This is a genomic window from Chryseobacterium sp. OSA05B (assembly GCF_019970065.1).
In the GTDB taxonomy this organism is placed as follows: Bacteria; Bacteroidota; Bacteroidia; order Flavobacteriales; family Weeksellaceae; genus Chryseobacterium.
The window spans coordinates 15,867-37,804 of sequence record NZ_JAHXYH010000001.1 but is presented as its reverse complement, the minus strand read 5'-3'; the positions used below and the strand labels follow the sequence as shown (position 1 = coordinate 37,804).

The 21,938-nt window shown below is 37.7% G+C and carries 24 protein-coding genes; 14 read left to right on the top strand and 10 right to left on the bottom strand.

Features of this window, described 5'->3' with window-relative positions:
* The first annotated feature begins 58 nt into the window (after positions 1–58).
* The 3 genes from LC419_RS00230 (at position 59) to LC419_RS00220 (ending at position 2,520) form a co-directional block, all read left to right on the top strand.
* Entirely contained in the window at positions 59–976 is a 918-nt protein-coding gene (locus LC419_RS00230) for a tetratricopeptide repeat protein (protein ID WP_223605450.1), read from the top strand.
* A gap of 8 nt (positions 977–984) precedes the next feature.
* On the top strand, positions 985–1,443 hold the full coding sequence (locus tag LC419_RS00225) for a hypothetical protein (RefSeq protein ID WP_223605449.1): 459 nt from the start codon (positions 985–987) through the stop codon (positions 1,441–1,443).
* Between the two features lie 360 nt (positions 1,444–1,803).
* The gene (locus LC419_RS00220; protein WP_223605448.1) at positions 1,804–2,520 is read left to right on the top strand and encodes a hypothetical protein; all 717 of its coding nucleotides are present in this window, start codon (positions 1,804–1,806) and stop codon (positions 2,518–2,520) included.
* A 59-nt stretch (positions 2,521–2,579) separates the two neighbouring features.
* Here the strand turns inward: LC419_RS00220 and tpx are convergent, their stop codons facing one another.
* The gene (tpx, locus tag LC419_RS00215) at positions 2,580–3,152 is read right to left on the bottom strand and encodes a thiol peroxidase (protein WP_223605447.1); all 573 of its coding nucleotides are present in this window, start codon (positions 3,150–3,152) and stop codon (positions 2,580–2,582) included.
* Between the two features lie 176 nt (positions 3,153–3,328).
* Here tpx and LC419_RS00210 point away from each other — a divergent pair, with 176 nt between their 5' ends.
* The 5 genes from LC419_RS00210 (at position 3,329) to LC419_RS00190 (ending at position 8,051) form a co-directional block, all read left to right on the top strand.
* Positions 3,329–4,957: an NADP-dependent glyceraldehyde-3-phosphate dehydrogenase gene (locus tag LC419_RS00210; RefSeq protein ID WP_223605446.1), complete on the top strand. Its 1,629-nt coding sequence runs from the start codon at positions 3,329–3,331 to the stop codon at positions 4,955–4,957.
* 148 nt (positions 4,958–5,105) lie between these two features.
* Positions 5,106–5,615 (top strand): RNA polymerase sigma factor, encoded by a 510-nt coding sequence (locus LC419_RS00205; RefSeq protein ID WP_223605445.1) that lies wholly within the window; start codon positions 5,106–5,108, stop codon positions 5,613–5,615.
* A gap of 11 nt (positions 5,616–5,626) precedes the next feature.
* The gene (locus LC419_RS00200) at positions 5,627–6,442 is read left to right on the top strand and encodes a hypothetical protein (protein WP_223605444.1); all 816 of its coding nucleotides are present in this window, start codon (positions 5,627–5,629) and stop codon (positions 6,440–6,442) included.
* Between the two features lie 501 nt (positions 6,443–6,943).
* Positions 6,944–7,444 carry an RNA polymerase sigma factor gene (locus LC419_RS00195; protein WP_223605443.1) on the top strand — a complete coding sequence of 167 codons (501 nt, stop codon included), beginning with the start codon at positions 6,944–6,946 and terminating at the stop codon, positions 7,442–7,444.
* A 16-nt stretch (positions 7,445–7,460) separates the two neighbouring features.
* Positions 7,461–8,051 carry a hypothetical protein gene (locus LC419_RS00190; RefSeq protein WP_223605442.1) on the top strand — a complete coding sequence of 197 codons (591 nt, stop codon included), beginning with the start codon at positions 7,461–7,463 and terminating at the stop codon, positions 8,049–8,051.
* Positions 8,052–8,096: 45 nt separating this feature from the next.
* On the opposite strand, the gene LC419_RS00185 is transcribed toward LC419_RS00190, so the two are convergent.
* Positions 8,097–9,650, bottom strand: a complete 1,554-nt coding sequence (locus tag LC419_RS00185) for a S41 family peptidase (protein WP_223605441.1) — start codon at positions 9,648–9,650, stop codon at positions 8,097–8,099.
* Between the two features lie 122 nt (positions 9,651–9,772).
* On the opposite strand from LC419_RS00185, the gene LC419_RS00180 reads away from it, so the two are divergent.
* Positions 9,773–10,888: an MBL fold metallo-hydrolase gene (locus tag LC419_RS00180; RefSeq protein ID WP_223605440.1), complete on the top strand. Its 1,116-nt coding sequence runs from the start codon at positions 9,773–9,775 to the stop codon at positions 10,886–10,888.
* Position 10,889: 1 nt separating this feature from the next.
* Here LC419_RS00180 and LC419_RS00175 read toward each other — a convergent pair whose 3' ends face one another.
* Complete coding sequence (locus tag LC419_RS00175; protein WP_223605439.1) at positions 10,890–11,177, bottom strand: GNAT family N-acetyltransferase; 288 nt, start codon at positions 11,175–11,177, stop codon at positions 10,890–10,892.
* Between the two features lie 404 nt (positions 11,178–11,581).
* Between LC419_RS00175 and LC419_RS00170 the strand changes: the two genes are divergently transcribed.
* The 4 genes from LC419_RS00170 to LC419_RS00155 all read left to right on the top strand — a co-directional run bounded on the left by LC419_RS00170 (position 11,582) and on the right by LC419_RS00155 (position 15,178).
* A complete protein-coding gene (locus tag LC419_RS00170) occupies positions 11,582–12,001 on the top strand; it encodes a hypothetical protein (RefSeq protein WP_223605438.1) in 420 nt (139 codons plus the stop codon).
* Between the two features lie 120 nt (positions 12,002–12,121).
* Positions 12,122–13,027, top strand: a complete 906-nt coding sequence (locus LC419_RS00165) for an AraC family transcriptional regulator (protein WP_223605437.1) — start codon at positions 12,122–12,124, stop codon at positions 13,025–13,027.
* An 88-nt stretch (positions 13,028–13,115) separates the two neighbouring features.
* Positions 13,116–14,117, top strand: a complete 1,002-nt coding sequence (locus tag LC419_RS00160) for an aldo/keto reductase (RefSeq protein ID WP_223605436.1) — start codon at positions 13,116–13,118, stop codon at positions 14,115–14,117.
* 68 nt (positions 14,118–14,185) lie between these two features.
* A complete protein-coding gene (locus LC419_RS00155) occupies positions 14,186–15,178 on the top strand; it encodes an MBL fold metallo-hydrolase (RefSeq protein ID WP_223605435.1) in 993 nt (330 codons plus the stop codon).
* 311 nt (positions 15,179–15,489) lie between these two features.
* Here LC419_RS00155 and LC419_RS00150 read toward each other — a convergent pair whose 3' ends face one another.
* From LC419_RS00150 to LC419_RS00120, 7 genes are all read right to left on the bottom strand, one after another.
* Positions 15,490–15,882, bottom strand: coding sequence for a DoxX family protein (locus tag LC419_RS00150; protein ID WP_223605434.1), 393 nt, complete (start codon positions 15,880–15,882; stop codon positions 15,490–15,492).
* 232 nt (positions 15,883–16,114) lie between these two features.
* Complete coding sequence (locus LC419_RS00145) at positions 16,115–16,891, bottom strand: thioredoxin family protein (RefSeq protein WP_223605433.1); 777 nt, start codon at positions 16,889–16,891, stop codon at positions 16,115–16,117.
* A gap of 118 nt (positions 16,892–17,009) precedes the next feature.
* Positions 17,010–17,771: a LytTR family DNA-binding domain-containing protein gene (locus LC419_RS00140; RefSeq protein WP_223605432.1), complete on the bottom strand. Its 762-nt coding sequence runs from the start codon at positions 17,769–17,771 to the stop codon at positions 17,010–17,012.
* Positions 17,752–18,768 carry a sensor histidine kinase gene (locus tag LC419_RS00135; RefSeq protein ID WP_223605431.1) on the bottom strand — a complete coding sequence of 339 codons (1,017 nt, stop codon included), beginning with the start codon at positions 18,766–18,768 and terminating at the stop codon, positions 17,752–17,754. Before LC419_RS00135 ends, LC419_RS00140 begins: the two co-directional genes overlap by 20 nt.
* A gap of 219 nt (positions 18,769–18,987) precedes the next feature.
* Positions 18,988–19,428 carry a cytochrome P460 family protein gene (locus LC419_RS00130; protein WP_223605430.1) on the bottom strand — a complete coding sequence of 147 codons (441 nt, stop codon included), beginning with the start codon at positions 19,426–19,428 and terminating at the stop codon, positions 18,988–18,990.
* The gene (locus LC419_RS00125; RefSeq protein WP_223605429.1) at positions 19,428–20,408 is read right to left on the bottom strand and encodes a heme-binding domain-containing protein; all 981 of its coding nucleotides are present in this window, start codon (positions 20,406–20,408) and stop codon (positions 19,428–19,430) included. The genes LC419_RS00130 and LC419_RS00125 overlap by 1 nt, the downstream gene beginning before the upstream one ends.
* A gap of 174 nt (positions 20,409–20,582) precedes the next feature.
* Positions 20,583–21,329: an SDR family oxidoreductase gene (locus tag LC419_RS00120; protein ID WP_223605428.1), complete on the bottom strand. Its 747-nt coding sequence runs from the start codon at positions 21,327–21,329 to the stop codon at positions 20,583–20,585.
* 101 nt (positions 21,330–21,430) lie between these two features.
* Between LC419_RS00120 and LC419_RS00115 the strand changes: the two genes are divergently transcribed.
* Positions 21,431–21,763, top strand: a complete 333-nt coding sequence (locus tag LC419_RS00115; protein ID WP_047451583.1) for a helix-turn-helix domain-containing protein — start codon at positions 21,431–21,433, stop codon at positions 21,761–21,763.
* The last annotated feature ends 175 nt before the right edge of the window (positions 21,764–21,938 follow it).

Here is a 21,938-nt window from a genome sequence, read left to right as displayed (position 1 = left end):
TATTTTTAGCACGATAACGAATTACAAATATTTTCAATAAAATTTCAGATAACTGCCTATGAGAAAGTTTTTTTTAAGTGTCATGTTCTGCTCTTTATTTTCAATTCCGGCCTTGGCCTGCTTAAACGGAGAGACCAGAGACCTCAAAGACGGAACTAATATTTATACGGATTTTCAGGGTTTTTCCCCCAGAGGTCACAGTTTTAACAACCCTGAAACCTTGGAAAAAACTTTAGCAGGATTGGAAAAAGAGTACCAAAGAACAAAAGATCTGGATTATTTGTCGGATAAAGGCTATATTCTGATCATTCTTAAAAGATATCAGGAAGCCGTAGAACTATACAAAAGAATTGAATCTAATGATCCTGGAAGATACTCTACAGCTTCCAATATGGGAACGGCATACGAACTGATGGGTAATAATGTGGAGGCCTTAAAATGGATTGAAAAGTCTATTGAAATTAAACCCGAATCTCATTTCAGTTCCGAGTGGATTCATGCCAATATTCTGAAAGCAAAAATTAAAGGTGGTGAAGCGTATACCTCACAATCCTTGATTCAAACTGATTTCGGAAGCAAAAAATACCCTGAAACGGATTTAACCAAAGAAGAATTGTATAAACTTCGCAAATCTCTTTTTTATCAGTTAAATGAACGGATATCTTTTGTAAAGCCTGAAGACAAAATTGTTGCTCAGCTACTGTTTGATCTGGGAAATGTCGCTTTTTTAATGAAATTTAAAGATGAAGCTTTAAGAGATTATGAAGAGGCAAAGGATTATGGTTTTAAAGATTCTATCATACAACAAAGGATGATGTCTTTATCATCAATGACAAGCAATAAAGAAGCCCGATACAGTCCAGTTGATGAATCCACGGAAGAGATGCTCAAAATGGGTCTGTCTGTATTTTCATTGCTTTTCTCTGCGATGATCGTTTTCATTTTCAGAAAAAAGATATTCCCGATGCTTAAATAGAATTTACATTGAAAAGATATACAACGCAAATTAATAACAAACAACTTGTCTTAGTTTCAGAAGATCAAAAAGAGATGGGCAGGATTGTAAAACTCAATAAGTTCTTTTCTTCTGGTTATTATATCATTTGCAATTCCAGAAGCTATGATATCAAAAATGTAGGTTTTCTAAAGAACGATGCAGAACTTTTTAATTCCAAAGGCGTCATTTATTTTACAGATTTGGGAAAAGAAAGAATCATTAAGTCCGGAGCCGATGTTAGGATTTATAATTTCAAATTGAGTAAAACAAATCAGTTATTTGAAAAAAGAAAACTCTTAATAGAAGTAATACCCGAAGATAAAAAGAAAATTAAACATCCTACTTATCACGTTGAGGTTGATGAATCTGTTGATGACTTACTGGTGTTATTTTTCTTACATTATTCTACGCAGGAGTTTAGTTCTATTGGTGGCGATGGGGATTAGATAATAATTTGCTTTAAACTTTTTACATATAGAAAAATCCGTCTCACAAATTGGTTGTGAGACAGATTCTTCTATATTTCTTTTTGTTGGACCATTGCAAAGGCGCAAGGTTTTTAAGCTACATGATTATTTAATGTGCAAGAAAATCGAATATTTCGGCAAGATGAGAGTGAGATTGCTTCGTCGCTGCGCTCCTCGCAATGACGGTGTGATCAATTGTATCGGAGATAAAATCTTTGCGCCTTAAAACATGTTTTTGTCATAGAATTTGCGTCTTAGCGATCATCCAACTTTATGATTATTTCAACATAACCTTTCCAACCTTTCCCATCATTCCCACATCTCTATATAAAAGAGACTATGAAAATCACCATACCCAAACCATGTCATGAAAACTGGGAAGCTATGACACCCGAAGAGAAAGGAAGGTTCTGTTCCGTTTGTTCCAAAACTGTCCGGGATTTCACCGTGGCTTCTGATCAGGAAATTATAGAGGTTTTTTCCCATTCTTCAGAAGACATTTGTGGGAATTTTAATTCATCACAGCTTAACAGAGATCTGAACTATTCTTTTATCAATTCATTATTTACGAAGTTTGCAGTCGGTTTTATGCTGACAACAGGAGGTTTTGTTTCGGTACATGCCCAGCAAAATGAAATACACGATACTTTAAAAGCAGACGAAATCAAAGACGTTGTGATCTTCCCCCAAAAACAAAAAATGTTGCTTGGCTCAACGACAGTAATACCGGGAAATCTTTTAGTCAATAATCAACTGAATGAAATTGTAATACAATCTGGTAGTACAATTGGTAAGGTCGTTTCTACCGAACTAATAGATAATTCGGTTCATCGCAGAATACGGATTGGCGAAGCCTCATCAACTCCTAAGATTAACAAAAAACCTTTATACATAATCAATGGGAAGGTAAGCAGTTTGGAAGAGCTCAATACCATTGATCCTGAAATGATAAAAACAATTAATATTGAAAAAGACACGACTGTTTTCGATGGGATAAAAGCCGAAAACGGTGTCATTGTCATCACCACAAAAAAGGAAGGAAAACTGAAAAAATAACAGGCTTCGGCGATCGAAGATCGCCGAAGCCTGTTTTAAATTATTCCAAAAGCGAGAAATTATTTTTTCACAGCTGCAATCGCTGCTTCATAATTTGGTTCCTGTGAAATATCAGCAACCTGCTCTTCATAAATGATTTTCCCTGAAGGATCGATCACCACTACGGCTCTGCTTAAAAGACCTTTCATCATAGAATCTGTAATCTCTACGCCATACGTTTTTCCGAAATCTGAACGGAAATCTGAAAGCATCACCACATTCTTAATTCCTTCTGCACCACAAAATCTTTTTTGGGCAAAAGGCAGATCTTTAGAAATACAAAGAACAACGGTATTGGGAATACTCGCTGCATCTTCATTGAAATGATGTACGGAAGCCGAGCAAACTCCGGTATCTACACTGGGGAAAATATTAAGAATCATAAATTTTCCCTTGTAAGAATCAAGTGTCTGATCCTTCATCGTAACGTCTGTAAGCGTAAACTTTGGGGCTGCTTTATTCAAGGCCGGAAGTTTCGCATACGTATGTACCGGTTTTCCTCCCATCAGAACAGTATTCGCTGTTTTGCTATTTTGAGCGAAAATAAATGCTGAGAAAAACAATAAGGTGCTGAAAGCTAATTTTGAAAACATGAAATTTTATTTTTAGTAAAATTATTCATTTTTTCAGTACCCGACATTAATTTTAATTCAAACACCCGCCAAATAGAACAAATCTATCAAGTGGTTATTTTTAAAACCAATTTTAACGGCTACCTTTATTCTGTATAATTTTAGAATGACACTCAATTATCAAAAAATAAAAATTTATGGATTCAGTCAATAAGCCGTTATTTAAGGATATTTTTAAAAGCGAAATCGAAATTCCGGAAGAATTTAAAGTAGAGGAAATTCATCAGAAAGTGTATCTCCTCAATGGAGAGCTGGTGGAATGGGAAGGGGAGACTCAGAATATCTATTCGCCAGTCTGTATTCCTACGGAAAACGGTCTCGAGAGAAAATTGCTGGGAAGTATTCCGAATATCAGTCCGAAAGAAGCAATGGAAGTGCTTGAAGCATCTGTTAAAGCCTATGATAACGGTCTCGGAGAATGGCCTACCATGTCTGTAGAAGGACGTATTCAGTGTATGCAGAAATTTGTTTATCTGATGATAGAGCAGCGTGATCTGGTCATTAAATTGTTAATGTGGGAGATCGGGAAAACTCTGGCAGATTCTACCAAAGAATTCGACAGGACTGTAGATTATATCAACCAGACCATTGATGCGCTGAAAGATCTTGACAGAGAATCATCCCGTTTTCAGGAAGCAGAAGGAACTATTGCACAGATCAGAAGAGCTCCGCTGGGCGTTGTTTTAAGTATGGGACCGTTTAATTATCCTTTAAATGAGATCTTTACCACACTGATTCCCGCATTGATCATGGGAAATACGATTTTGTTCAAGCTTCCAAAGCACGGTGTTCTTGCCCATTATCCATTACTGAAAGCTTTTAAAGAGGCTTTCCCGAAAGGAACTGTAAACACGCTTTACGGAAAAGGCTCTGAGATTATTACTCCCATTATGGAAAGCGGAAAAATAAATGTTCTGGCATTTATCGGATCCAGTAAAGTAGCTAACGGACTGAAGAAACTGCATCCTAAAGTGAATCGTTTACGAGCTATCCTGAGCCTTGATGCCAAAAATGCAGCGATTGTAACTAAAAATGCCGATCTGAATGTAGCGGTGAGCGAATGTATCCTGGGAGCACTGTCATTCAACGGGCAGCGATGTACAGCATTAAAACTGATCTTTGTTCAGAAAGAAATTGCCGAAGAATTCACCCGGAAGTTAAGTGTAGCTGTTTCTGCTTTAAAACCGGGACTTCCGTGGGAAAAAGATGTGAAAGTGACGCCGCTTCCCGAAGTGAATAAACCACTGTATCTCAAAGAATGTATTGAAGATGCTTTAGCTAAAGGTGCAAAAGTTTTAAATGAAAACGGAGGGTTTACGGAAGAGTCTTTTGTCTTTCCTGCAGTGGTTTATCCGGTAAACAGTGATATGAAACTCTATCATGAAGAGCAGTTCGGTCCGGTGATTCCGGTAGTTCCTTTTGAAGACATCGAAGAACCCATCGATTATCAGGTCAATGCATCCCATGGAATGCAGGTAAGTATTTTCAGCGAAGATCCTCAGGAAGTTTCCAGGCTGATAGACCCTTTTGTGAATCTGGTGAGCCGTGTGAATATCAATTGTCAGGCACAACGCGGGCCGGACGTTTTTCCGTTTACAGGAAGGAAAGACAGTGCGGAAGGAACACTTTCTGTCTTTGATGCGCTCCGTTCATTTTCCATCCGGTCTCTGGTGGCTGCGAAACTGACAGATTCCAACAAGAAATTATTAAATACGATCGTTAGAGATCATGACTCTAATTTTTTAAGCACCGACTATCTTTTCTAGGTATATTCTACTTAACATAAAATAATAATCCTCATTAAATTTCTTTATTTTTTGAGGATTTTGTACTTTGAGACGTGGACTTTTTAGTTTTTATGTTAAAATTGTAGTATTTTTATCAAAAATACTGCTGTACGAGTAGAGTTTGAGCATGTCTTTAATGGAAAAAGAATTTTTAGAGAAAATAGAAAAGCACAAAGGTGTCATTTTCAAGATCTCTAAAATGTATATGGACGATCGGGATGATCAGAATGATCTTTATCAGGAGATCATTTATCAGGCCTGGAAATCATACGGCGATTTCCAGAGGAGAAGTGACTTCTCTACATGGCTCTACCGGACTGCGCTTAACACAGCGATTGTATTTTTGCGTAGTGAAAAAAAACGTAGTTTTATACAAAATCAGGGGATAGAAGATCTTGTTGTTCCACATGAATCCTATAATGATGCAGATGATAGAAATATGAAGCTGATGTATGAGGCTATTCATCAACTCAGTCCTATAGACAAAGCGCTTATTTTTTTCTTTTTGGAAGATTTTCCGGGTAAAGAGATCGCCCGCCAGCTGGGGATCACTGAAGTGAATGCCCGTGTAAAAATGAATCGGGCAAAAACAAAACTGAAGCAAATCATCGAAAAACAAGAAAGCGACAAGATTTAAAGTAAAAACAAATGGAGTTAGAAAATTTTAAAGAACTTTGGGATAAAGACACCAGGCAGGATTTGCCTGAGATCTCTCTGGAGAAGCAGCGTGAAATTCATTCGCCGATGCGGATGCTCAAAATCAATATGCAAACAGAATTCTGGCTGATGGTCGTCACCTTGCCTATGCTTTTGATGGGATTTCCATTTGCTTCCGGAGATTCGAATATTGTTATTATATCGGCATTCGTCGTCGCCCTTACGCTTGCTTCCATCATTTATTTTTATTCCCGTTTTCTAAAGCTTTACAAAATGCTTTGTAATAGCAGTATCAATACAAATTATGATCTGTTTAACCTTAAAACACAACTTTTAATATCGAAAGAAATCTACATTTCCTATTACATTTCCTACATTCCACTGGCTTTTCTGCTATCTCTTATCAAGATCAACTTTCATTTTGAGGCGAAATATAATCTAGCCATTTTCGGGATCAGTTTCCTGATTACCCTGATGCTGGTGTGGTTTGTGATCAAATATTGGATTTATTATATGTACGGACGGTATATACAAGACGTTGTACGTTTGGTAGATGAACTGAACGGCCTTGAAATAGAGCCGAAGAAAGCAAGAAAAAATTCATGGTTTGAGCGTTCTCAAAGATTTTTCATGAATAAGTTCGGACTTCAGGGAAATATTTTGAATACAGTGATATGGTTTGTTTCGGTGTATATTTTTATCATCATATTCCTGACACTGGTTCTTCTGATTTTTATTATTATTGGCGTAAAGCTCCACTTTATTGATATTCATACCCTCCAGAATGCCCTGGACAGACTGAATTGATTTTTCAGGAAAAAGAATGATCATACATTTAAAAATAAAGAAACAATCCCGAAGAATTTTTTCTGCCGGGATTTTTTTTGCAGCATCAATAAAAATCATAATTATCATAAATGGGCAGTATCAAGGAGTTCACAAAGCTTACTGGAAGTTTTAAAAATATATTGTGAATTTTTGATGAAAATTTTTCCCCAAATAGTGTAACATTTTCACTTTTTTTCTACTAACTATTAGAAACATAAAATGTTAGTGTCCAAATTCGGACTGTTACTGTTCAAATTTTTAACTGACTGTTCAATTTAAAATATAAGCCGTTCATGAGTCGGTTTATAGATTAAAATTATTTCGTACAAAGACTGTGTTTTTCTGAAACACGGATTGGAGTAAAACAAAAAAACACACAATGGGCCCTGCAGGAAATTTTCTGTTGGGTTTTTTTTATCTTTTCAAAAATATCTGTAACATTTTTTTACAATTAAAACTAACTCTATAGAGCCCGAAAATATGAACTCATTAGAGCAGGAATTTTTAGACAAAATAGAAAAGCATAAAGGAATCATTTTCAAGATTTCTAAAATGTATATGTCTGAAAAAGATGACCGTGATGATCTTTTCCAGGAAATCACCTGTCAGCTATGGAAAGCGTATCCGAGCTTCAAGGGACAAAGCGAATTTTCTACCTGGCTGTACAGAATTGCCCTCAACACCGCTATTATTTTTCTGAAATCCGAGAAAAGAAGAAGTTTTATCTCTAATGAGGATTTTGCAGGCTATAAAGTGATTCAGGATGAATACGATTACGGAAAGGAAGAAAAACTGGTTCAGATGTATGAAGCGATCCGTGAGCTGAATTCCATTGATAAAGCTTTTATCTTTTATTATCTGGAAGACTTTTCAGGAAAGGAAATTGCAGAACAGATGGGAATCTCCGAAGGTAATGCCAGAGTAAGGATGAACCGGGCCAAAAATAAACTGAAAGATATCTTAAACTCAAATCAACCATAACTTTAAATCAGTACCAATGAATATAGATGAATTAAAAAATGCATGGAATGAAGATGTTTCAGAAGAAACACCTGAAATAAGTATTGAGCAGAGAAATAAGATCAATCTTCCGCTGGAAAAAATGCGAAAAAATATGCGCATGGAATTCTGGTCCATCATTGCGATCTTTACGTTCTCATTTATCGTGTGTGCATTCTGCCAACCCTTTAAATTACAGTTTTACATTACGGTTCTTATAGCGTCAATGCTGATGGTGACCATTTTCTTTTTCAGTAAATTTTTCAGACTTTACAGCGATATCAGTAATCCAATGCTTAAAACCTATGATTCGTTAAAAGATCTGGTCATGCAGGTCAATCTCAATAAGCAATATTATCTGTCGTACTATCTGAGCTTTGTGCCGTTTATCGTCTGCGAAATGATTATCGTGATAGAATTTATTCCGTGGCCTGAACCCATGAGCGAAATAAAAATTGCCGTAATCCTGATCAGCTCAGTGACGGTAGGGCTTTTTGTGCTCTATTTGATGGGACAGTTCTGGTTCAACCGGTATTACGGACGATATATCGTACATATCGAAGATCTTATGAAAGAATTAAAAAGATAAAAATAGTTTCGGCAGGCTTTCAGCCCGCCGAAACTATTCATAAAGCTATTGAAGCTCTTTTTCCTTTGCAATTTCATTTTTTACCCAATCCAGCTGCGGATCTTTTTTATCAATAATATCCTGCATGCTTTCGGTAATTGTAATATCCGGAACGACGCCTTTTTTGGTATTCAGAAAATCAATATTAGGCTGTACCAGCAGTAAACCGATAGGAAGATTGATCTTTGAATGCGGGAGTTTCTGGTAAGAATAGAAACCCGCCACAGTTCCGTCATTGGCACCGCCGGTTTCTTCACCCACGAGGACCGCGCGTTTATCGTATTTCAGCTTTGCCGTAATGATAGAAGAAGCTGAAAAACTTCCTCCGTTGATCAGGACAAAAACCTTCCCCTGGAATGCATCTTTATTGGGTTTTGTTGGCTTGTCAGCTTTCATTTTGTAATATACCTTTCCGTCCTTTTTATAAGTACTGAAGGTCTGTGCAAAAACATAAGTCGGGTACGCCAGACTCTTAAAAGCATATTGAAAAGGTGTACTTTTTCTGAAATAATTTGTTTTTAAAGGAGTAATCCTTGAGGTAAGCTGTGATGGTTTTATTAGGACATACGGTTCCGGAGCCAGATAAGAATACAGATTATTAATCTCATGCAGAGACCCGCCATAGTTATTGCGGACATCTATAATAAGGTATTTTGACCCTGCATTTTTTATTTTCGCAAATGTTTCCTTGTAAAACTTATCGGAATAATCTCTTGAAAAACTCTTTACTTTAATATAGGCAGTCGTGCTGTCTTTATCCAGGAATTTAAAATTCCGGTTGTAAGAATCACTGGACGCTACATAATCATTAACTTTTTTTTCAGGCGTTCTTTTTTCCTGCTCCTTGTCTTTGTCCAGATCGTTTTTAGATTTGGATTCACGGTGAAGCGTATAAGTCAGTTTTTCGCCGTTATAAAGCGTTTCTATCGTTGCAGTGTCCTTGAATCCGTTTTCTGCAGTATAAAAATTAAAAAATACATCCTTCAGAAAGTAAGACTGAAACGTAGTATTGTAGCCGTCACTGCTGATCAGTTCACGGTATTTTTTTACATAATTGGAGGCAGGAACTTTATTGATGGTCAGAATCTCAGTTCCGGGTTTTATATTTTCAATTGAATCTTTATTTTGAATAATAAACAAATGATCATCTTTTATATAATATTCAAAACGGCTGAACATTCCTTTTTTATGTTCCAGAGATTTAATTTGTCTTTTGGTGAATTTTTTCCTCGGAATTCTCAGGGCAAGGTGTCCTTCACGGATATCAGCGATCACAGGCTGCAGTTTAAAATAAAACTGAAGCGGAGTCAAAGGCTCGTCGATGGTCCCTTTAAGACTGTCAAATTTACGGTCAAGTTCCGGCTTGGAAATGTACCAGTAAAGCTGGGGGTGCATCTGTTGAAGTTTTAGGTAGGCGTAATCTACATCCTCCTTAAGCTCATCAGGGCCCACGCAGGTCGCCCTCTGTTCGTTGTGCCTTCTGATAGACGTACATGAAGAGAGTGCTGCAGCCAGCAGTATGATCGAATAATTTTTCAACGTATTTTGAATTTTTTTCAATCTGCTAAGTTAAAAAGTTTGAGATTATTTTAATTTAAATAAATAATAAATTATTCAGAAAGCTTTATAAATTAAGTTAAAAAACCGTTGAGTTTTCCAAGTGAGACCAAAAGTCAATACCTTTGACGCTTATTTCGATGCAGATGCTATACCTGATTTTTACAGTCATTCTTTTAGTGACCATTTATCTTTTGGTGATGAATAGGCCCGATTTCGGAGCAGCTCCCAAAGGAAAAAGACTGGAACGTATAAGACAGTCAAAACTCTACAAAAACAGACAGTTCCGTAACATCAGTCATACGCCTTCCATTACTGAAGGGTACAGTCCCATAAAGGTTACTTACGATTTTATTTTGGGCAAAAAAGATCCGTTGCTCAAGCCTCTCAAAAATATTCCCGCCATTCATACAGATTTGAAAAGAATCCGGAAAGATCAGGATGTCTTCATCTGGCTGGGCCATTCATCCTATTATCTGCAGACTGATGGTGTGTCTTTTCTGGTAGATCCTGTGCTGAGCCTGTACGGTTCACCATTCAAATATTTTAACAAAGCATTTAAAGGTTCTGATTTGTTTAAACCGGAAGATATTCCTGATCTGGATTATCTGATCATCACACATGATCATTTCGACCATTTGGATTATCCGACTGTGAAATCGATAAGAGACAGAACCGAAAAGGCTATTGTACCACTGGGAGCTGGTGCACACCTTGAAAGATGGGGCTATGCAGAAGAAAACCTGATCGAAGAAGAGTGGGGTACAGCAGTTCTTTTAAAAAATAATCTGAAAATTACTTTTACACCGGCGAGACATTTTTCCGGGCGAAAAATAAAACAGAACAATACCCTGTGGACTTCCTATGTTCTTGAAACTCCTACGAAAAAAATATTTTTAGGTGGTGACAGCGGCTACGATTCTCATTTCAAAATGATTGGTGAACAATTCGGACCTTTTGATTATGCTGTTCTTGAAAACGGACAGTATGATGAAGCATGGCGGTATATCCACGCGCTGCCTGAAGACGTGATCCAGGCAGCCATTGATCTTAAAGCCAAACATAGTATTCCTGTCCACTCATCAAAATTTGCGCTGGCTCTTCATCCATGGAATGAGCCGCTCCAGAAAGTGACAGGTTTAGGAAAAGAAAAAGGACTCAATATCCTTACCCCAATGATCGGGGAAGTAGTGGATATGAATCATACTCACTATCAGTTCAGCAACTGGTGGGAAGACTGATTCAGGCATGCCAGATATCTTTGTACCGGGTAGGATGATTTTCAAACTGCTGGCGCACAAAATCACATTCCGGATCTACCAGAAGATCTTTTTCTTCAGAGTAACGAACCAGTTCGTCCAGAAGCATTTTGGCGTATCCATGGCCTTCACGTTCTTCAATGATTTTTGTGTAATAAACGATCAGCAGCCTTCCATCAATTTTTATTGACATATATCCGGCCTTTTCTCCGTCCAGTAATAGTTGCAGTTCATCCTGATAAGGAGATATCTCAAACTTTATATTTTCCATAATCATTAAAAATTTGATTAGTTAAAAAATGACTTGCTTTATTGAATGGATAAAGCAATCTAACAGTCCCTCGACATTACAAACCTTACGTATGCATACTTCTCACTCTTAAAATTACAAATTAAAATAATATAAAACATGAGTTTTCGGGAAACTTAACGAAATTTTAGGAGAATGAAAGAGTCAGAGGGTTCGAGAGTTATAGAGTTTTTTGAGTATTATGATGTATGGAATTTTTATCTGTTTGTAGACCTCTTATCGCTTATGATTGAGTCTTTTACTATGTATTTTAAGTAATAATTGAACCTGTTTTTGTGGTTTTTAACAAAGATTGGGAAGATACATTGTGAACTTGGCATTTTAATTGACTATGTTAAAGCACTTAACCAAAAATAGGACTAAAGATGAAAAAAATAATGATAGCATTAATGCTTGCAGGAACTTTCAGCCTCAGCTATGCACAGTCAGATTATTATATCGATTACAGAAGAAGTATTACAGATATCAACTGGCAGAATGTGGCAGCAGATCTTCTGCTTTCTGTGACTCAGACCAATCAGCTGAATGCCTTAAATGACAGATACCGCGATTATGATTCCTGGAACAGGGCCTATGTAAGCCAGCCGGACAGATGGAGAGAAGACCGGTATTATGAAATTGAAAGAATACTAGGAAGGGAAAAATATACCAAGTTCAAAAAGAATTATTACAAAGGTCAGAATCCTGTAGCCGTTTACAACCGAAACAAAAATAACTACAAGAAAAGCAAGGCCAAAAAGAACAAAGTGTACAAAATGGAGAAGAAAAACGGACATCATCACTAGATCAGGGATTAACTATACATACAATCTTGGATGGCTGGCGTTTTGCCGGCCATTTTTTATTATATCGATCATCTGTATCAATCCTGTTTTTTATTTGTTTGAATTTTATAACTTAGTGGTATGGAATCTAAAGAAACAATACAGGGATTTTATTTACGGAATGCATCTGTGGAAAGACTGGAAGCTGTCAGAACTCCCGGGATAGGGCATTTTAACGTGTTTACACGCGAAAGTTGTTCACTGATAACCCCTTACAGCAGAAGGGATTATTACAAAATATCACTCATTATCGGAAAAGGAAAGCTTCATTATGCAGACAAATGGATCTATGTAGACCGTCCGGCACTTTTGTTCTCAAATCCTGTAGTTCCATACTCGTGGGAAGCGGATGACGAGGATCAGACAGGATGGTTTTGCCTCTTTACAGACCAGTTTTTACAAAACGGAACACGTCTGGGAAATCTCCAGGATTCTCAGCTGTTTAAAATTGGCGGAACTCCCATGTTTTTTGTGGATGAAGAGCAGCAGAAAACCATTTCGGATCTTTTTATCAAAATGATGAAAGAGATCGAATCCGAATACATGCATAAGTATGATATGCTTCGTGCCTGTCTTCATCTTATGATTCATGAAACCATGAAAATGCATCCTGCTGATAACTTTGAGCCCTATCAGAACGCATCCCAGCGTGTTGCTTCATTATTTATGGAACTGTTGGAAAGGCAGTTTCCCATTGACAGCCCTGAAGCATTTCTGAAACTGAAGACCCCCAATGATTATGCGCAGAGCCTTTCCATTCACGTAAATTCGTTAAACCGTTCTGTGAAAGAAATGACAGGAAAGACTACGAGCCAACAGATCGCTTCAAGGATTGTTCAGGAAGCCACGGCACTGCTGAAACATACTGATTGGAACATTTCTGAGATTGCCTACGGATTAGGATTTGAAGAACCGGCTTACTTTACCAATTTCTTTAAAAAACAGACCGGAATGGCTCCCAACGCCATCAGAACGGAAGTTGTTTGAATTTTATAATTCTTGGTTTGAATTCTATAGAGTGTAGGGCTTATTCTTATTCTAATTTTGTCTTATCAATTTAAAATCACAACCCATTATGAAATTCAGAAAATTAGGAAACACAGGAGAGCAGTTATCTGCAGTAGGTTTAGGATGTATGGGAATGAGCTTTGCCTATGGCCCGGCAGATGAACAGGAAAGTATCAGTACGCTTCACAAGGCACTGGACTTAGGTGTAAATTTCTGGGATACGGCAGACATGTACGCCGCCGGAGAAAATGAAAAGTTAATTTCAAAAGTTCTGGTTCCCAACAGAGACAAGGTCTTTATCGCGACCAAATTCGGATTCAGATTTAAAGACGGAAAACCAAGTCACAGCGGAGCTCCCGGAACGTATTTTGACGGCTCACCCGAATGGATCAGACAGGCTGTTGATTTAAGCCTTCAGAGACTGAAAATCGATACCATTGACCTGTATTATGCGCACAGGGTAGACCCGAATATTCCGGTAGAAGAAACAGTTGAAGCGATGGCAGAACTGGTTAAAGAAGGAAAAGTAAAATACCTGGGATTATCAGAAGCTTCTGCGGAATCCATCAGAAAAGCGAATAAAATTCATCCGATTACAGCTTTACAGTCAGAATATTCCATCCTGACGAAAGATGTAGAAAATGATATACTTCCGACGATCAGAGAGCTTGGAATTACGTTGGTTCCTTATTCTCCACTGGCTAGAGGCCTTTTCGCAAATATCAATGAAGTACAGAATTTCGGTGATGAAGATTTCAGAAAGACCCTTCCGCGTTATCAGGAAGAATATCTTGAGAACAACAGAAATCTGGCAAGAGAAATCAATGAATTTGCCGAATCTAAAGGAGTAAAAGGAACCCAGCTTGCCTTAGCATGGGTGCTGAATCAGGGAGAAGATATCATTCCGATTCCGGGAACTAAACGCATCAAATATCTGGAAGAAAATATTGCTGCGGTGAATATCGATCTTTCAAAGTCTGATCTGGAAACGATTGATTCACTTCTTAAAAAATATCCTAACGTTGGTGAAAGGTATACAGAAGGTTCTATGAAATTAGTCAATAACTAAAATATAATATTTCCGGATTCCTGATGACTTTTCAGCAATCCGGAATATTAATAATCACCTATTCAATTATGAACAGAAGAGAACTTTTAAGAAACGGACTCCTCGCAGGAGCATTAAGTTTTGTCCCTTTTTCTGATGTTTTTGCCGGAACACAGCAGGTTTTACCCCATTCGGAGGATGATCTTTCAGCATTTAAAAAGATTAAACTTGGAGAACTGGATCTGTATATTCTTACCGACGGATACATTCACGAAAAAAACGTTGATACATTTTCTCCTCGGGCAGATGTTCCTCAATTAAAAAAACTTCTCAGAGATCATTTCCGTCCCGATGATTATGTCGACATGGCGATGAACCTGCTGCTCGTTAAAACAAAGAACCGACTGATTTTACTGGATGCCGGAATGGGGATTTTTGCGGATGAAAGAACAGGTTTCCTTTTGAAAAGTCTTCAGAAAGCAGGATTTTCACCTAAAGATATTACCGATGTTTTTATTTCCCATGCTCACCCGGATCACATCGGTGGAGTGGTGGACAAGCAGAATAATCTGGTTTTCCCGAATGCAGATTTATATATTTCAAAGATCGAGCATGATTTTTGGCTTCAGGCTTCCCTTAAAGATTTTAAAAACAGCTTTTTAAAAAACGAACCGGAATTTCTTAACCAAGTGATTCCTCCTCTTCAGAATATCCTGAAAACGATTCGTCCAAAACTGAAGTTTTATGACTTTAAAAAGCCATTATATGATCATTTCAATTTTCAGCTTGCTCCGGGACATACGCCGGGACTTACCATCATGACGATTTCTTCAGGAAATGAAAGACTGATCTATATGGCAGATCTGATCCATTCTGATGTCATTCTTTTCCCACATCCCGAATGGGGATTTTCAGGAGATACCGATTTGGATATCGCTACGGACTCCCGTAAGAAACTTCTTCAGCAGCTGGCGGAAACAAAGACCAAAGCATTTGCCTATCATCTTCCATGGCCGGGACTCGGCTTTACAAGGAAAAAAGATACAGCCTATGAATGGATTCCGGAGAGTTTCATGAATTAACGGAACAAGGAGTATCAATAAGCTTAACTTAAGTTTTCTACGATATCATTTAAAAATAAAATCCTCTCATTTCCGGGAGGATTTATTGATTGAAAAATTCCCCAACCAAAGCAACGTAAAGTAGAAAATGAATAAGGCATACAGTCATCTGATTGGGGGAACATAAATTTTTTTCTATAACTCTTAAATGATCATTGATAAGTTGAATGCTTGACAAATTTTAGCTTTTTCTTCCTTACTAAAAAACAGAAGAAGTGTGCAATTCTGAATTTCTAACTTATCAATTGATCCGTTTAGAGGTGAAATTCCTGCTAAGCTTCTCCAAATATCAGTTCATGTGTATACAGTTTTCTGAACATGATGTACGTTACAGAAAGTACCGTAAAAGCGATAATAGCATCTGTTGTTGCTGCAAAACCAAGTACGGCAATTTTTGAAAAGAAGGCAAAGATGATATCAAAAAACATTCCTGCAAATACCCATTCTTTAAGCCTTAATAAACGATTGGGAATAAGAAGTACTAGGATTCCGGATAATTTAAAAACACCAAGAATGTAGATGAAATGGGGCGGATAGCCAAGTTGTTGGGTAATGTCCCATACCACTGGATTTTTGGTCAGTTCAAAGAAACCGCTGGCACCGAACCATAATGACATGAAAATAATGCCTGACCAGTAGATGATTTTTGTTGTTTTTGTTTTCATTGTTTTTATTATTTTAAGTTTTGTTGTTGTTTGAATGATTTTTTCTTAGTTATCGAAAAGGCGCCAAATTTAGGAGAAACTGTATGCTGTAAGACGTTTTCATTATCTATTCCCTGCTGAAAATTTTTAATTTTCTAGCGCCTTAAAATATTTTTCAATTAGATAAAGCTTAGCGCCTTTGTGATTCTCCAACAATTGTTTATACTCGTTGGATGATGATTTTTAACCTATTTTACTGAATGATAGCCTTGGATGCTCCAGAAATAATTCCGTTTTTAGGATTCTGAATAAATCCAATGATTTCCCAGTTATCCGGAGAGAAGTTTTCTGGAAGTGTAAAATTCAAAGTTCCTTCCGGATGATCTTTCAGTGAGATATGTTCTTGCTTATGCACAATCTGCCAGTGCAGCAGCCGATGCCCTTCATTTTCTCCGCCATTCACCTGAGTGGATGATTTCTTTTCAACCAGATTAATCATTAATTTACTTTGAGAATCAGCTTGAGTTGTTTTAAAACTAACGGTGATTGCTTTTTGTGAGACAGCTGCGGAAAGGTTTATAGAAGTATTTTTAGAATCAGGAATAACCTTTTGAATCGCGTTTTCTATGGCGTTTCGGTCAGAACCTACAAACTCATTTTTTCCATTCACAACCAATTGTGGTGTGTAAGTTTGTGATTTGAGAAGCCGGCTGTACGCTTGTTGCCGTTGTGAATTTTCAGCACTGCTGAACCTGTCTTTCCACCCGAGACGGTTCCAGTAGTCTACATGATAAGAAAGGATGTAAACCGGTTGGTCTTTGTATTCTTTCTGGATCTGTCCCATCAGGTCATCTGCGGGAGGACAGCTTGAACAGCCTTCTGAAGTAAAAAGTTCCAAAACTGCAAAGCCATTGTTGTCAGGTGCTGTGTCTTTAGAGGTTGTTTTAATTTCGTCTTTCTGTATGAATGCAGAAGCTGCGAACATGAAGACCGTAAAAGCGCTTACGGTTAAGAGGTTTTTAAGAATCATTTCTTTTAATTTTGATTCAAAAGTAGTTGCTCAGTAAGCGCGAAAGAATATAAAAAAGGGTCAGCCGGACAAATTGAAAGGCGAACCCGGAAAATATTCAGGTCTAAGATTTGAGAGGTTACCGGTTCTCCAGCCAGCTGAAGAAACTGTGGGTTTTCTCTTTATTGATAAGCAGTTTTTCAGGCGTTTCAATGATCAGTTTAACCAAAATTTTACGCTGAAAGTAATGCTCCATTTCCTTTATCGCTTTGAAATTGACAAGATACTGTCGATTGATTCTGAAAAATTTTTTCCCGGAAACCTGCTCTGCAACCTGTCCAAGGGGTTGAGAAAGCTGAAACTGCTCCTTTTCAAAAGTGACAAGATGCGTTATTTCATTATGGATATAAAAATAGGCAACACTTTCGGTGGCAATGGTGGTGTACTTTTGATTTTTAAAAACAAGAAAACTTGTTTTCCCTGAAGGCTGGCTAATCTTCTGCAGCAGCGATTCAATATCGGGAAGTTCATTCTTTTGGAAGAATTTCCTGAGTTCGTCAACTTTTTTCAGAGCTTCCGAAATATCATCACGGGAAAAAGGTTTCAGCACATAATCCACTCCCTTGCTTTTGAATGCATCCAGCATATATTGATCGAAAGCAGTACAGAAAATGATAGGGCAGGTTATATCCACTGCTTTTAAGATCTCAAATGAAAGACCGTCTGAGAGCTGGATATCCATAAAAATAAGATCCGGCCTGATGTCTTTTGATAAAGCTTCAACACTGGCTTCAATACTGTCATAAACGCCAAGAATTTTAGATTCCGGTTTTAAATCTAAAATAAGATTCTGAAGGGACTTTGCCGCTCTAAATTCGTCTTCAATGATGATGATATTCATGGATCAAGGGTAGTTTTATTTGAAAAATTTTTTCGTCTGAATGAATTTCGATATCCTGTTCCAGCAGATGTCTGAAACGCATTTTAATGTTATCCAGGCCAACGCCAAGGGAGTCTTCTGTCGCGATTTTTCGCTGGATCGGATTCTCAATAATGATTCTGTCCTCCGAACTGTAGATCCTGATGTGCAGCGGCTTGCTTTGTGATACAATATTGTGCTTGATGCAGTTTTCTACCAGAAGTTGCATCGTAAAAGGAGGAATGAGTGTTTTAAGATCTTCCTGCTTAAGTTCGTTGGTAAATGTAATTCCTTCACCAAAACGCGCTTTCTGGAGAAAAAGATATGCTTCAATGATGTTCATTTCTTCCCGGACTGAAATAAGGTCTAATTTTCTGCTTTCCAACGTGAATCTGTAAAAGTCAGAAAGTTTGATAACAAAGTCCACCGTTTCCGAATCGTTGGTTTCTGCCATTGATTTTAAGGTATTCAGGCTGTTGAACAGAAAATGGGGATTGACCTGTTGTTTTAATAATTCATATTGGGCACCCAGATTATCGCTTTTTACTTTTTCAAGCTCCAGCTGTATCTGTTGTCCTGCATAATTATTCTGAAGCAAAGTCAGAAACATATAACAGACTAAATTAATCAGAATTCCCCTTACTTCTACCATCAGCATCACCGGACCGAAATTGATATGCGATAAAATAAGCTGCTGGATCCAGGCCAGTCCAAACATAATGACCATTCCGAATGCTAAGACCGTTAATAATCTGGAATACGAAATATCCTGTCTGCGTTTTCCTGCACTACGGTTTAAAAGATAAATATTGAGGTACCACATGATCACGGAAAATGCCGCCGTTATTGCCGAATTTACAGCGGCTTCTTTCCAGTTGAATTCATGGGAAGCTAACTGAGGAACGGAAGATAAAATACCCAGAAAGAGGGAGCTTATCCAGATGATGGCCGATGAAATTTTTACTTTTTGCTGTTGCATGAGAACAGGGATTTTGAGAAGTGAAATTAGGTTTTTTTATTTGTAAAAAGAAGAGTGGGGTGAATAGTTATGGTGAATCGTGAATAGTCAATTCGCTTCGCTTTTGAATTTTTGCTGTGGAAATTAACGATTGACTTGCTTTAGCAAAATTGACAATTAAAAAATTACCCATTCACATAAAAACACTCCGAAGCCGGATATTCAGCTTCAGAGTATTTTTTAAGGTCTTGTAACCGGTTTGTAAGTCATGATATACCGTATTCGTTCTTCTTTGTCAGGCTGAATGTTTCCAGTTCCGGAAGTGCTTTGCATTTTGTAGGATATGTTTCCGCTATTATCGGCCTGAACGGTTTCCACACTCAGTAGTTCACCGGTAATAGTTCCTCCGATGTATTGCGGATTATCATGGTACTTCCAGGTGACTAATTTGATCACAGAACCATTTTTTAATTGATTATTTTCATCTGATAAAGAGGCTAAAGCTTCCGGGTTTCCGTATAGTGCGGATGAGGTTTCCTTTTTTGTATTTAATGAAGTGGCAATGAACTTCAAATCTCCGGGATCGAAAACAATTCGTTTTAAATCTTTATCCGGCTCATCGATTTTACAGGCAGTAAATAATGCACAGATAGACAGGGTGATGAATAGTATTTTTTTCATTATTTCTCAAGGTTTTTAATTAATCTTTCGGTATTCACTTTCATGGGAACATCAAATAAGTAGCCCGTTTTTTCGGCTAGCTGGCGGTGACAGGCGATACAGGATTCTTTCGCGAATGAGGCTGTTTTTCCCGTTGGATGAAGGTCAGTTCCTGAAAATTTAGCAAATCCCCAACCTTCCGTATCGGTGTATTTATGAGCATCTTTGACCATAAACTGAGCATTAACAAATTCGCCGGCTCTCACTTCTCCGTCTGCGAAATTTTCCTGTTTCCAAACAGATTTTACAATGATGCTCCCATCCGGCCAAGGATGAAAATTTTCTGTTTCAATGGCTTTTACTGCAATATCATTTCCATAAATAACCCTGATAGAATGATCGAAAAGCGTACTCATACTGATGACCTTCCAGTTTTTAAACGCATCTGTATATTGTACTCCATTGGGAGAAACTGGGAATTTCGCTGGAGTGGAGTTATGATGGGTTCCAATACTCTGGTGCGGATCTTTTTCCTGTTTTGTGGAAGTGAGACCTGATAATGAAAGAGTGTACTTTCTAATGGTTTCAATATCTTTTTCCGTGATTTTAGCTGACGGATGAAGCAGTGTATACTCATGAAGCGGCATTTTCCCGCTTTGCATCATATTTAAAATAGCATATAATTTTCCCTGATGTTCCCCGGCGGAATAATTCCATTCCGAAAAGTTTAATACTTCTTTAGCTCTATTTATGTCCTTATTGACGGCCCAAGATACAGGGGCTATTTTGTCATACCAACTCAGTTTCTGTTCATTGGAGTGACAATTAAAACAAGAGTTTTCCAGAATCGCAAGAACCTCACGGGGAGCCTCGATTTTTTTTGCAACAGGTTTTCCTTCCAGAGGCTTGTTGAAAAGCTGTAAAACGGCAAAGATGGCCATAACTGCCAAAAATATAATGGCTATGGGCTTTACTGTTCTTTTTTTCTTTACTGAGTCCATATTATATCATTTTTTATGGGTCAAAAGTAGAAGCTTCGGTAAGGTTCTGAAATTTGAAATGAGGTGAACCGGACAAATTGAAAGGTGAGAATGGATTTTTTTTAGGTTAAAAATCAAGGACGCCGGAATTGGTTTGAGTCTTCATTCATTTCCGGCCTTTGGTTCATTCTTTAGTTACAAGACCATTCCTCCGTCCATAATAATTTCAGTGCCTGTGATAAAGCTTGAAACGACAGGGTCGGAAAGATAGGTTACAAGTTTGGCCACGTCTTCAGCAGTGCCCATTTTCTTTAAAGGAATTTCGCTGATCAGATATTCATTGATACCTTTTAAAGTATCTTCATCAAGGCCGGCTTTATTCATTATTTCAGTTTTTGTCGGACCGGGGCTTATCATATTGACTCTGATTTTTCTTGGAGCCAATTCTGCGGCGGCGGTTTTAGCAATAGAGTTTAAGGCGGCTTTGCTTGCCTGGTAGACTGAACTGTTTGGCTTATAGGTTCCTGCGACAATTGATGATAAAACGACAACTGATGAGCCTTCATTAAGAAGCGGGATTAATTTGCTCAATGTAAAATAAGCACCCCGGAAATTAATGTTCATTACCTCGTCAAAGTTTTCGGTACTCATTTTTTCAATGGAAGTGAGACTTCCTGTAATGCCGGCATTGATAAACAGAATATCAATGGTTCCAAATTTCATTTCAACTTCTTCTTTTAACAGGTTAATATCAGTAAGATTCGACTGATCCGCTGTAAAAGGAATCGCACCGAGCTCCTGAGCGGCCTTTTCAACAGCTTCTTTTCTTCTACCTGTAATGATGACTTGAGCGCCTTCTGCAATGAGTTCCTCTGCTGTTGCATATCCGATTCCGCTATTTCCACCGGTGATTAATGCCAATTTGTTATTGAATTTTTTCATTTCTTAAAATTTTTGACAAAGTTATTTGAATTTGGTATACTTTTGTAATCAGTATCACAGAGTATACCAGTATCATGAATGATATCATTTAACTTTGCAAAATGGAAAGAGATCAGACCGAAGAATTACGTGCCCTGCAGGATACCCTTTATTTTATTGGAGGGAAGTGGCGAATTCCTGTAATCAATTCAATCTGTAACGGGAACAGACGTTTCCGTGAAATTGAAAGAAGCATTCCGGGAATCACTACTAGAATGCTTTCAAAAGAACTTAAAGACATGGAGCTTAATAAACTGCTGAAAAGGAATGTTTATCCTGAAACACCTGTTTTAATTGAATATGAACCAACAGAATACTGCCGGACTTTTGGAAATATCATTGCTGAAATGATCAATTGGGGAAGGGCGCACAGGAGGGTTATTGTAGAGGGGTAGGTGTGAGGTGGCAGATGATAGGGATTAGGGATTAGGGATTAGGGATTAGGGATTAGGGATTAGGGGCGCCGCTACATATATTGTTGTGAAGATTCAATAGGGAATGGCTTTAGCCCGTTTTCATTAATAAAAAAGTCAATAGGCTTTAGCCAAAACCTAATTCAACGGTATAATA